This window comes from Ruegeria sp. C10 (assembly GCF_056537805.1).
In genome coordinates, this window is record NZ_JBQFSC010000001.1 from 614,722 (window position 1) to 627,637 (window position 12,916).

General features: G+C 56.9%; 9 protein-coding genes. 2 read left to right on the plus strand and 7 right to left on the minus strand.

Translation table 11 applies throughout. The features are described from left to right. Positions 1–10: 10 nt before the first annotated feature. Positions 11–1,672: a peroxidase family protein gene (locus ACR0DE_RS02745; RefSeq protein ID WP_170663357.1), complete on the plus strand. Its 1,662-nt coding sequence runs from the start codon at positions 11–13 to the stop codon at positions 1,670–1,672. Here the strand turns inward: ACR0DE_RS02745 and ACR0DE_RS02750 are convergent. Then, complete coding sequence (locus ACR0DE_RS02750; RefSeq protein WP_480751691.1) at positions 1,669–4,671, minus strand: ATP-binding protein; 3,003 nt, start codon at positions 4,669–4,671, stop codon at positions 1,669–1,671. The genes ACR0DE_RS02745 and ACR0DE_RS02750 overlap by 4 nt on opposite strands. A gap of 581 nt (positions 4,672–5,252) precedes the next feature. On the opposite strand from ACR0DE_RS02750, the gene ACR0DE_RS02755 reads away from it, so the two are divergent. Further along, positions 5,253–6,569, plus strand: coding sequence for a UDP-glucose dehydrogenase family protein (locus ACR0DE_RS02755; protein WP_170422545.1), 1,317 nt, complete (start codon positions 5,253–5,255; stop codon positions 6,567–6,569). 30 nt (positions 6,570–6,599) lie between these two features. Here ACR0DE_RS02755 and ACR0DE_RS02760 read toward each other — a convergent pair whose 3' ends face one another. The 6 genes from ACR0DE_RS02760 to ACR0DE_RS02785 all read right to left on the minus strand — a co-directional run bounded on the left by ACR0DE_RS02760 (position 6,600) and on the right by ACR0DE_RS02785 (position 12,868). After that, positions 6,600–7,532: a hypothetical protein gene (locus tag ACR0DE_RS02760; RefSeq protein ID WP_480751694.1), complete on the minus strand. Its 933-nt coding sequence runs from the start codon at positions 7,530–7,532 to the stop codon at positions 6,600–6,602. Between the two features lie 6 nt (positions 7,533–7,538). Then, positions 7,539–8,852, minus strand: coding sequence for a TRAP transporter large permease subunit (locus tag ACR0DE_RS02765; protein WP_170393803.1), 1,314 nt, complete (start codon positions 8,850–8,852; stop codon positions 7,539–7,541). 4 nt (positions 8,853–8,856) lie between these two features. After that, complete coding sequence (locus ACR0DE_RS02770; RefSeq protein WP_170406962.1) at positions 8,857–9,390, minus strand: TRAP transporter small permease; 534 nt, start codon at positions 9,388–9,390, stop codon at positions 8,857–8,859. Between the two features lie 70 nt (positions 9,391–9,460). After that, a complete protein-coding gene (locus tag ACR0DE_RS02775) occupies positions 9,461–10,435 on the minus strand; it encodes a TRAP transporter substrate-binding protein (protein WP_170393799.1) in 975 nt (324 codons plus the stop codon). A 52-nt stretch (positions 10,436–10,487) separates the two neighbouring features. Continuing rightward, positions 10,488–11,738, minus strand: coding sequence for an NAD(P)/FAD-dependent oxidoreductase (locus ACR0DE_RS02780; protein ID WP_480751696.1), 1,251 nt, complete (start codon positions 11,736–11,738; stop codon positions 10,488–10,490). After that, complete coding sequence (locus ACR0DE_RS02785; protein ID WP_480562260.1) at positions 11,735–12,868, minus strand: enolase C-terminal domain-like protein; 1,134 nt, start codon at positions 12,866–12,868, stop codon at positions 11,735–11,737. Before ACR0DE_RS02785 ends, ACR0DE_RS02780 begins: the two co-directional genes overlap by 4 nt. Positions 12,869–12,916 lie beyond the last annotated feature (48 nt).

Sequence of the window (12,916 nt, forward strand, 5' to 3'; positions counted from 1 at the left end):
AGATGTATTGATGCTGGACGTTGATGATCTGATCAAACTCGGATTCAAGATCTCCCCACCCGTTACGAGCTATTTAGCCGCGATCAGGCTTGCAAACGCCGCGAAGATCCACCGACCGCGGCCCTATACGATGGGCGCAGACTACACGACATGGCCCGGCGTGTTTTCCCATCGCTGGATCGGTCGGCATACAACGCCAGAAGACCTCTCACCCGTCCTGCCGTCGGAAAGCGAAGTTGCTGATCTCTTTCGCCGACGGACACAAATGGATGGCAGCCCGCTTACCTTGATGTGCCCGCAAGGATCGACACTTTTGTTTATCTCGGCCGCACAATGGTTTACCGACAGTTTCCTGCGCACCTTTGGGGCGAAAGGACCGGTTGATCAGACGGATTCGAACCACGAGGTCGATCTGTGCCAAATCTACGGGCTGAACGATTTTCAGACCGACATGCTGCGCGAACGCGATCCCGATACCAATGAATTAACCCACCGGTTGGCCTTTCGTCTGGATACACAAGGCGAGATGTGGGCCCCGAAGCTGTTTCAAAAGAACCAATCCGGTGGTGTTAAGCTTGCGCCCCCCTTTGATGGCAGTATTGCCACTGGCGAGAATTGCGGAAAGCCCCTGCACGATCCATGCAAGCTGTGGAATGCGGTGAAACGGGCGCATCCGGGTCTCAGCGATCACGCGATTGACCAGCTACTGCTCGATTTTCATGCAACCGGGCTCGATAATGGCAATGGTACCATAGGCTATATCGCGATCAATACACTGATGTTGCGCGCCCATAACACCTTCGCCGATCTGTTGTGGCGCGAAAAGCGCGGCATTTCGGGCTGGGATAAAGAGCGTGTGTTCCAGACTACACGCTGCACCTTGATCGCATTGCTGATCAAGCTTGTGCTTGAGGATTACATCGCCCACATCGCCAATATGCCATTCAAACTGCCCATTGGCGTAAATCGCTGGCAACCCTGGCATCACTCCAACCAGATCGCGATTGAGTTCAATTTGCTCTACCGCTGGCATTCGATGATCCCCGAACGGTTCATAATCGACGGCGCACAGGTTGGCCCAGAAGGCTTCAGGTTCAATCCACGACTGGTCGAACAAACGGGCTTGGCGGAAATGATCCGATCATTGTCGCGCCAACCTGCAGCCCGCATGTCGCTGCGCAACACGCCCGATTTCCTGTTCCAAAGGCCTGCGCCCGGTGCTCCTGCCCCTGTCGAAGCTACAATTGCCCTGACGCGTAAGGCGCGTCTTCCGTCGCTGAACACTTATCGTCATCATTTCTGCCGCAAACCGCATTCAAGCTTTACTGAGATGGTTGGTGATCAGCCGTTTGCGGACGAATTGATTGCCGACCTGAGCCGGCTTTATTGCGACGTCAATAGGGTCGAGTTGTTCCCTGGTCTCTTTGCGGAACAGCACAAGGGCGATGTGATCATGGGCGATCTGATGACATCGATGGTGGCGTATGACGCAATCACGCAGCTTATGAACAACCCGATGGTGTCCAAAAACTTGTACTCGGCTGAGACTTTTTCAGAGAAAGGTTTTCAGTTGCTGAAGAAAACTTCGTCATTCTCGCAGGTGGCGCGTTTTGTTGGCTTGGACCTGCAACCCGAAGACTGCACTTTAGGTCGACGTCCCGGCGGGACCTAAGACGCGACCGCGCGCTCTTCCAGCTCAGTAATCCGCGCGGCAACTTCCGTATCGGCTGGCCGGATGCAGGCAAGATCACTCAGCGCGCGCAATTCATACAGCGCCGCGCCCTGATCATTCGCCACGGCTATAGCTTCACGCAAAGCCGCCTCAGCCGCGTCGAACGGAGCACCTTGTTCCAGTAGAAGGGCTGCCTTGATCCGGTGGATTTCAGCCTCATAGTTCCGCTCGTCAGTGTTTTCTGCACATGTCAGACCAGCCTCCACCGCATCCAACCCTTTCTGAATCTCACCCAGAGCAAGATAGCCCCGTGCGAGCTCGGCGTTGACGAGCACGCCAGCCGCCTCGGCACCCGTTGCGTGCATCCTTCCCCAAGCGGCCTGCAGCATGGCCACGCCCTCTGTGGCCTCGCCGGTTCTGATGGCAGCCCCGGCAAGATGGGCCGTCGCAACAGCTTGGTAATAAGGGCCGCCCTTGTCCTGAACAGTCGCGCTCAGCGCCTTGGCCATACGCGCATAATCCGGGTGGTCCATCTGCATGTGGATTTCGGTCAACCAGTGCATTGCATTTGCAATGATCAAGGGCTGGCCCGACGCCATCGCGGCGTCAACTGCCCGCTTGGCTTTGGCGAGTGCCGCCTCAGTTTTGCCCTGAAAGCTGTCAACCAGCGCGCTCATACTCTCGATTTGTATCACGGCTGCAATATCGGGGCTGTTTCCAGCTTCGGCGCGATGCGCATCCGCATGAGACGCCGCTTGTTCCAGAGCTGCTGCCGCATCCTGAAACCGACCGCGCGGGGATAGCGCGGCCCCACAGATGTAGTTTCCAACCATTCGGGTGTGGTGATCGTCATACGCATCGATGATCGCTTGCCCCCATTGCTCGGCGTTCTGGTAATCACCTTTGACCATTGCAGCGGTAAACAGACCCCTGCCCGCGCGCACAAGAGTACGCCTGTCGCCCAGCTTTTCAGCCAGTTCAAAACTGCGCCCAAAGGCATCGATTGCGGGCTTGGCACCATAACCGACATGCACGCGTTCGGCAGCGGCCAGAAGAAATTGCAAGTTCAATTCAGCTTTATCGCGTTGGCCTGCGGGCAACTCGTCCAACAGCCGCAATCCGTTTCGGGCATGCTGAGCCCCTTCGCGATTTGCGTGGCGCCTCAGGTTCAGCCGCGCGGCCTCCGACCAAGCGGCCACCGCCTTCGTTGTTTCACCGGCCAGTTCCCAGTGCCGCGCTATTTGTTCAGGCTGTCGGGCGGCTTCCGGTTGGGCGGCAAGGGCTTCTGCCGTGCGTCGATGCAAATGAATGCGACGGTCCCGCACAAGGCTTTGATATGCCGCCTCACGCACCAATTCATGGCGGAACCGCCAGATCATTTCTGCGTCGTCATTCGCGCCGGGCAGATGTTGCAAAATACCCGTGGCGGCGAGCCCAAAGATCGCGTCTTCGGACTCGTCTTCAGTCAGTTCACTGATCTGAGCCAGCAAAGGCGCCCCAAAGGCACCACCAATAACAGCGGCCTCGATCGCGGCACGTCGGAGTTCTCCGACCTCGTCAACCTGTTGCGCCAGGAGGTCATGCAAGGTGGCGGGAATGTTGTCCACGATACGTTCAGGCGACGCAGCGATGGCGGCAGAGCACTCCTTGATGAAAAGGGGCACGCCATTGCCCCGCGCCAAAATCTGCGCCGTGGTGCGGTCGTCAAGGCGCTCACCCGAGGCCGCCTTGGCCAGTTCTGACGATGTCGCATCATCGAGCGGTGGAAGCGACAATTGCTCAAGAGACGGTATGCTCTCTTTGATCGCTGATGGCGCCGGCATCCGCGAAACCATCAACATCAGGACGGGAAGTGATGTCAGATGCTCGGCCACGTCGCGCAGCACCGAAAGGGTCGATGGGTCGACCCATTGCATATCCTCAACCACGACAAGCACCGGCCCCTCTCGGCTGAGTTTTTGGTAGACGCGGATGAATATGTCACTCAGTTGCGCGCGCAGTTCGTCCTCACTGGTCGTCCCGCTGTCGCCAGGGCCCGGGGCAAGAATGAAATACAGCGTGCGAAGTTGCGCGTCGTCCAGAATATCGCTCAGATGTTCTGACAACCGGTTGCGACGCGCGGCAATATCGTCCTGATTGTGGATGCCGCACCACCGTTCGACCTGTGATATGAAGGGAAAGAACGGTGTGCTGACATGGAACGGGCTGCAGTGATAGGTCACCCATGCCTGCGGCCCGACCGACGAACGCAGATCACGGATCAGGTGCGATTTGCCAATCCCTGCCTCACCCAATATGTGAATCACCCGCCCTCTTCCGGCTTCCACATCTTTCCACGCGCGGCGGAGTTGTCCGCGTTCGGCTTTGCGGCCAAGCAACGGGGTGCGGTTATGGCGGCGTGCCTGATCCTTGCCTTCACCGGTCAATCGATAAACTGGAACAGGCCGATCGAACCCCGCGAGGTTCTGAACGCCTTGCGGCTCGAACTCCATTTGTTCGGCCCCAAGCGCTCGTGTTGCCGCAGAAACCATTGTTCCACCGGGGGTCGCCAACGACTGAAGACGTGCCGCAAGATTTAGCGTCGATCCAAAAATCGCGTCCGGCTGAATATTGGTCCCAAGCGCGATGTCCCCGACAAGAACTACGCCGGATGCGATCCCAATCCGGCACCTGAGATCGAGCGGACCCGCCATTGCGGGCAGATCAGTATGGATGCGCAGCGCAGCGCGTAGAGCGCGCTCGGCATTATTTTCAGACGCAGCAGGCCAACCAAAGGCGACGAGGATACCGTCGCCCACGATCTGCAGCACCCTGCCCCCGAACTCATCGGCAATTTGTTCGACCAGTTTATGATAACGTAATGTCGTAGACAGCAAATCTTCGGGCTCAAGCATTTGAGCCAATACCGTAGACTCGACAAGATCCACCATCATGACAGTCAGATGGCGGTGCTCCATCGCGCCAAGATCAGTTTCCGGGCCGGTGGGGTGCAGCACCATCAGCGCGCTCCGCGACCGGCGCTCATGCGGCGTGGAGATTTAAGGCCAACGCCTTCCCCGGAACCCAAAAACGAGAACATGCCCCCCATCGCGAAGCCTTAAAATAATTAACAGATTGCTCGCACCGCCGCTCGACACCACGAAAACTGATTGTGAGACTATATGAAGCTTCGCATTCTGGCTATGCCCAACGCCTGCTGAAGCGAAGAAGTGCCTGATATTACATGTAGGATTGAGAATGCGCGCCAGCGGTCGAACGAATGACATCGTCGGAAATCCGATCTGGCAACGAATCTTGATCGCAACACGCCGTTCTTCGCCGAGACCAGATAGCCAGTTCAACTCAAGCCACGAACAGTACTTGAACAATTCACCACAACAAGCATATTCGGTCGCCAAGAAACAGTCTGATGATTTTGCCCTATCGCCCGCAACACCTCAGAAGTGCCGAGCTGTTGTCGAAAGCAAGCCGGCAATGCTTAGGCGGTTGTAATTATCGAGCCCCAAAAGCTCTTAGTTCAGCGGTTGAAAGAGACCAGGAAATGCGCCATTGGCGAAACCCAAAAGAAGGAATTCGATAAATGCGCATTGCGATGATTGGCACCGGATATGTCGGTTTGGTGTCCGGGGTTTGCTTTTCGGACTTTGGCCATGATGTGATTTGCGTCGATAAATCCGATCGCAAGATCAAGATGCTTCAGGATGGAGAAGTGCCGATTTACGAGCCGGGCCTTGATGTGCTCATGGCCAAGAACGTGGCTGCTGGCCGCCTGACCTTTACCACCGACCTGGCCGCTGCGGTCGACGGCGCGGACGCGGTGTTCATCGCGGTGGGCACACCTACGAGACGCGGGGACGGGCACGCTGATCTGACTTATGTGATGGCCGCCGCCGAAGAAATCGCTCATGCCATCACCGGCTATACGGTTGTCGTAACCAAATCGACTGTCCCGGTCGGCACCAACCGCAAGGTTCATGAAGTTGTCTCGGGGGCAAATCCGAAGGCGGAATTCGACGTCGCATCGAACCCCGAATTCCTGCGCGAGGGCGCTGCAATTGATGATTTTATGCGCCCGGATCGTGTTGTCGTAGGGGTCGAAAGCGAACGAGCGGCGGATGTAATGGCCGAGATTTACCGCCCGCTTTATCTGCGTGACTTTCCGATCCTGACCACTGATCTAGAAAGCGCCGAGATGATCAAATACGCGGCGAACGCATTCCTGGCGACCAAAATCACGTTCATCAATGAAATCGCCGGTCTTTGCGAGCGGGCAGGCGGCGATGTCAAAGAGGTGGCGCGCGGCATTGGTCTGGATGGGCGGATCGGCAACAAGTTTCTGCACGCAGGCCCTGGCTATGGCGGCTCGTGTTTTCCGAAAGACACCGCTGCACTTGCCCGGATCGGACAGGATTTTGCCCACCCGATGCAGATCACCGAAACCGTCATTCGTGTAAACGATGAGGTCAAGAAGCGGATGATCGAGAAGATCCGGGATGCCTGCGATGACAGCTTCAATGGCAAGACCGTGGCGGTTCTGGGTGTGACTTTCAAGCCCAACACCGATGATATGCGCGACGCACCTTCCCTGACCATCGTTCCCGCCCTGATCGGCGGCGGTGCCCAGGTCCGCGTTGTCGATCCGCAAGGCCGTGCCGAGGGGGAAGCGCTGCTTCCTGGCGTCGAGTGGATGGATGATCCCTACGCCGCGGCCAAAGATGCGGACGTTGTTGTCTTGCTGACAGAATGGAACGAGTTCCGCGCCCTGAACCTGAGCGAGCTGGCAGAGACTATGAGATCCCCCCGAATGGTCGACTTGCGTAATATCTACTCGTCCACGATGGTTCTGGGATCGGGATTTGAAACCTATGTCGGCGTCGGGGTTGGGGATCAGCGTTAGGGCTGGCACCGCCAATGCCTCTGGCCCAAATCAGCTGGTTGTGGCAGCCGTCTGATACAGTCGGCGCATGATCAGCGGCGTCAGATACATCGGTATCTGATAGGCCCCGATGAACACCATGATCGGCGCGGTCACTTCAGGTGGCAGTGCCACGAAGAATATCGCGATGTTCCGGTTTCCGGCGATCAGAGACACCGCCGTAGCCTCAGCACCGGGCATTCGAGTTCGTGTGAATTGGAATGAGACAACCTGAGCCCCAAAGTTGATCAGACAGGCAAACGCGATCCAGAACAGCGCGACACGCGGGTCCACAAGTGCGGTTGCGCTCAATGATGGCATCAGGCCAACAACGAAAACGGACAGAGTAATCGTTGCCGCACCTTCCACGTTCAAAAGCGTAGACTTTGAAGGTTGGCGCAGCATCGTGCGGCGCAATATGACAGCCGCGAGAATTGCTATTGTGATGGTAAGAAAAAGCCGAAGCGCGGTCATCAGGACCGCCCTGAGATCACCCAATTCCGGCATCAGCCAAAAGATCGGTAACGCGGTCAGTGGCAAAACAGCCGTTCCAACCACGACCAGTCGCATCGCCGGTTCCGCAGAATAGCCCATCATCAGGCACATATTGGGGCTGCCGGATATTGATGGGGCTGCAGCCATGACAAGCAATGCCAAAAAAACTGGCGAACCGGTCCATCCGCAGGCAATTCCAATCCCAACGACAGACAACGGCAAAACCAATTGAAAGGCGGCAATCGTTCCCGCAACTTTTCGCAGGTCAACCAGCGAACCCACAATGGCCCCCGGCTGCATTCGCAGCAGCGTCAAAAACAGCAGGAGCATGACCAAGGGCGGCAAGAGAGGCCGCATCGGTGCGGCCAGCCCCGGCAGCAGAAGGCCTGCGGCAAGGCCCGATACCAACACATATGGGCCGTGACGCGCCGCGAAGTGAAGCGGGTTCAACGGCGTCTACCCACCGGGGCTTTGACGCAGGTTTTCGGGCAGCCACGTCGCCAACTCGGGGAACCAGATCAGAACGAACACCATCAGCACCATGATCAGGAACATCGGGATCGCAGCGCGGGCGATATAGCTCATTTCATGGTTAGTCATGCCCTGCATCACGAACAGGTTGAAACCAATAGGAGGTGTGATCTGCGCCATCTCGACAACGACCACGATGAAGATCCCGAACCAGATCAGATCGATCCCGGCGTCCCGGATCATAGGCTCGACAACAGCCATAGTCAGCACAACCGAAGAAATCCCATCAAGGAAGCAGCCCAGAATGACGTAGAAAACCAGCAGAACCATGAGCAGTTCGAACCGGGTCAGTTCCCAGCCCGCGATCAAATCCGCAAGCCCGCGCGGCAGGCCGGTAAAGCCCATCGACAATGACAGGAACGCAGCACCCGCTAGGATCAGCGCAATCATCGCACTGGTGCGGGTTGCGCCCATCAAACTTTCAGTGAAGGTCTTCCAGTTCAACGATCCCTGCCCTGCTGCCAGTAGCAGTCCGCCAATCACACCGAAAGCCGCCGCCTCGGTCGCCGTAGCATAACCCAGATACATCGATCCGATTACCACCATGATCAGCAGGATCACTGGCAACAGAAAGCGAGAGTTCTTAACCTTTTCGGAAAAGGTCAGCTTGCTCTCATCGTTGGGGTTCCAGTCTTTGCCAACTTTGGAATAGATGGCGACATAGCCCATGAACATTGCGGCAAGCACAAGACCGGGTAGGATGCCTGCAAAGAACAGCTTGGTGATGGACTCGTTGATCGTAACGCCGTACACGATCAACGTCAGTGACGGTGGGATCATTAGCCCAAGTGTTGCCGCGCCGGTCAGCGTACCGATGACCATGCGTTCGGGATAGTTGCGCTTTCGCAGTTCCGGGATCGACATCTTGCCAACCGTGGTCAACGTCGCGGCAGATGACCCCGATACCGCGGCAAAAACCGTACAGCCTACGATATTCGTGTGAACCAGCCCTCCGGGCAAAGGTGCCATCCACGGCGACAGGCCTTTGAACATGTCTTCGGACAATCGCGTTCGGTAGAGGATCTCGCCCATCCAAATGAACATAGGCAAGGCGGTCAGGGTCCAGGAGGAGGACGCCGACCAGATCGTGGTGATCATGACATCGCCTACGGGGCGCGTCGTGAACAGCTCCATCCCGACCCAGGCGACGCCCATCAGGGCCAGCCCGACCCAGACACCGGTGCCCAGCAAGGTGAAAAGGACAAAGAGGAAGAGGATAATAACGGATATATTTTCCATGCTCTTACTCTCCGTGGCTCTGATCGGCCAGATCACGGGTGATGCGGTGATCACCCTTGAACAGGACATGGAACAGGTGATCGGTCAGCGCGATGGCCAGAATGACCGCTCCGATCAGCATGGTAGATTGCGGTATCCAAAGGGCGGTTTTATCTTGCCCCTGGCTGATATCGTTGAACTTCCAGCTCCAGTACACAAAGCGATAGGCATACCAGCAGAAATACCACATGACCGCCGAACCAATCGCAAAGCACCAGATTTCCAGAATTCTGCGAAAGCCATCGGGAACCGCGTTCAGGAGAATGGAGACTCTAATATGGCTGCCTCGGTTCAGGGCGTTGGCGAAGGCCAGAAAAGACGCAGCGGCCATCGCATATCCAGCATAGTCTGGCGCGCCGGGAAACACCTCACCGGTCCAACGGGCCAGCATTTGCACAACAATCAACACCAGAATGGCAATCAGGCTGAGCGCCGCCAGAACCCCTGCTGCCAGATAAATGAAATCCAGTACGGACCTGAGCCCTCGCATTGCCGCCATGCTGTCCCCGCTGTGCTTTTTGTGGATTGGGAGCAGACGGCAGGATGAACTGCCGCCCGCATTCGAATGGTTACTGAGAGTTGAACGCGTCGACGATAGCTTTGCCTTCGTCTCCGGCGGCCTCAAGCCATTCGTTGGTCATGGTGACGCCGATTTCTTTCAGCTCATTCGTCATCTGTTCGGATGCAGGACCAACTGTCATGCCGCCATCGCGCAGACCCTGAAGCGTAAAGCCGGTATATTCCTTGGCGCGCCAGTTACCTGCATACTCGGCCAGTTCCGCACAGCCTTTGATGACGTTCTTGTTCGCATCCGAGACACCGGCCCAGACATCCGAGTTCACCATCACGTAGTTGCGCGGCAACCAGGCATCCACTTCATAGAAGTAGTTCAGGCTTTCCCAGACCTTCCGGTCATAGCCGGTCGACCCGGATGATACCATGGAATCCGCTACTCCGGTGGCAAAGGCCTGGCTAATCTCAGCCGCCTCGATGGTGACGGGCAGCATCCCAGTCAGTTCGGCCAGGCGTGAGGTGGCGTTGTTGTAGGAGCGGAACTTGATCCCCTCCATATCCGCAACCGAGTTCACTTCGTTCTTGAAATAAAGCCCTTGAGGCGGCCAAGGCACGGCGTAAAGCAGCGTCAGGTTCTGTTCAGCCAGCAGCTTTTCGATGGACGGCTTTGCCGCATCCCACAGCTTGGCGCTGTCGTCGAACGACGTTGCCAGGAATGGGATCGAGTCAAAGCCGAACAGCGCGTTTTCGTTCTGGTGCCCAGACAGCAGACGCTCACCAATCGGGGCTTGCCCGGTCTGGATCGCACGCTTGATGTCGGCACCTTTGAACAGCGAGCCGGACGGGTGTGTGACGATTTCAATCTCACCACCGGTTCCTGTGGTGACACATTTGGCGAACTCCGCGCCGGTGGCCGAATGGAAATTCGATGCCGAATAGGCCATCGGCATATCCCATTTCTCTGCCATTACTGGAGCTGCTGCGGCAGCCGTCAGAGCGGTTGCTGCCAGAAGGCTTGTCAGTTTTTTCATCATGTTTCTCCCTGTTGAGTTTTGAGACGCCGGCGTTCTTCGCCAGTCATTTCTATGTTGCGAAACGCGAGGGCGCGTAGACGCTCATGTCAGTGTTCGGTGTTCTGCCCGCAATCATCTGGGCCAGAAGTCGCCCCGTTTTCGGCCCGCCTGTCAGGCCAATGTGATGGTGCCCAAAGCCCATATACGCACCGCTGATCCCCGGAACCTCACCGATAATCGGGATCGAGTCGGTTGGTGCTGGGCGGTGCCCCATCCATTCCACTTCCTCCTTCCATGTCAAACCCGGGAAGGCCATCCGGGCATTCTTGCGCATCAATTCAAACGGCGCGCGTGAGGGTGGCGCATCAAGACCGCCAAATTCCACGATGCCAGCCAAACGAATGCGGCCATCCATCGGTGTGGCGACAAATTTGCCGGAAACCACCATGACCGGACTGCGCGGCATGGCAGAAGGCTCCACCAATTCAAGATGATAGCCGCGTTCGGTTTCAAGGGGAACAGAAATGCCCAAAAGCTTAGCCAAAGGTCCCGACCAAACGCCCGCAGTTACAATTGCCGTATCACACGCGATGGTTTCGCCTGCCGCCCGTATACCGGTTACGCGACCATTTTCCTGAACCACGTCATCGACCGCTGCACGTAGGATTGTGCCCCCATGTGCCTCGACATACGCCGCCAGATCTTTGACGTACCGACCAGGATCCGTGATATGGCCATGATCCGAAAGTTTCGCCGCAAATCCAATGTCTTCACTATAGACCGGATCATAGGCGTGAAAGGCAGGGCCTTCCAATTCGTCCCATGTGAATCCGTTCCTGCGCCGAATGTCCCAGCCAAACGCATCATCTTTGAAATGCGCGCGGTCGTTGTACAGGAACAGATAGTCAGAGGGCACGATCCATTTTTCAGCGCCTGTGCCCTCGGCCAATGCTTTGTGGTCGTTCAGGCTATCGCCAACAATTGGCGTCAAAGCTGAAGCTATGCGTTCCACATCTGATGCATTCGCATGACTCAAATAGCGGGTTAGCCAAGGGATCAGCTTTGGAAGATACCCCCATCTCAGAAACAACGGCTGAGACGGGCTGAGCAGCATTTTGGGCGCCTTCCGGAGCAGCCCTGGAACAGTCACCGGAACAATCGAGCATGACGCCAGCACGCCCCCATTGCCATGTGAGGTGCCCTCTCCCGGTCCGACCTTGTCGATCAGGATTACCTCGTGACCATCCCGCTGCAGCCATACCGCAGCAGACACGCCAACAATCCCAGCGCCGATGATCGCTATGGTCTTCTTCTCGCTCATGCCCCCACCGCCTTGGCCATTGCATAATGCTCAAGCTTGGTTACATCAGGCCTGTTGCCGAGGCCGGGTGCGTCAGGGACTACAACTTCGCCGCTGCTTACTTGGAAGGGGCTTTCAAGAATGTCCTCTTTCAGGAAGTAGGAGGCTTGATAGAATTCGCAGCCCAACGTTATCTCAGGTGTTGCAGCAATCATATGTGTGCCCGCCAGATGCGCCAATCCGGCCTCGAACATATCACCGCCATAGGCTGTCAGACCATGTGCTGCAGCGATACGGGCCACAGTCTGGCCTCGTGTCGGGCCACCGGATTTCATGATTTTCACTGAAACCCCGTCACAGATACCGTCACGCGCTGCCCGCTCCATGTCTTCGGGGCCAAAGACGCTCTCATCAGCCAGAAGTGGGACGTCAATCATCTGTCGCAACTTGCCCATCATGCTGAATTGATGAGCGCGGACAGGTTGCTCAATGAAATCCGGAGCGAATTGCGCAACATCGCGAACCTGAGCCGGTGCGTCCTCGATACTGAGCCCCTGATTGTAATCAACACGAACCCTGAAATCCGGATGGTTCTGCGCGAGATATTCCAACCGCATGATATCGAAGGCGTGATCCTTGAACCCGGTCTTGAGCTTTACAATCCGAACGCCATCGGCCTGCAATTGTGCCAGCAGCTCAACATCCTGAGCAAAATCCGGGTTCGCAATTGAGCAACTGAGTGGAATGGTTCCCCGGCACTTCCCGCCCAGCAGAGACCAAACAGGAACCTTGCTGATTCTGCCCGCAAGATCCAGCAAAGCGGTTTCCAATGCAGCCTTTGCCTCGGTGCAATGAGCCACGGCATAAGCTGCCTGTGCCATGATCGCTGAACGGTCGCCCACTCTGGCCCCAACCACAAGTGGGCGCAAATAGCGATCAAGGGCTGCATAAGTGGCCTCTGGGGTGCCCGTGAAGACAGACCAGGGGGAGGCCTCACCAAATCCTTCACTGCCGTCCTCGGATCTCAGCCGCAGGACGACGACTTCGCATGTTCCTTCGACGGACCCGATGCCATGATCACGGCGAGACGTCACGGGCAACTCAAGGTGCCAGAGATCATAGCCGATGATTTTCTGTGTCAGATCGCCCATTGCACCCCCTGCCAATGGCCGAAGCCTGCCTTGACGAGGATATCATTT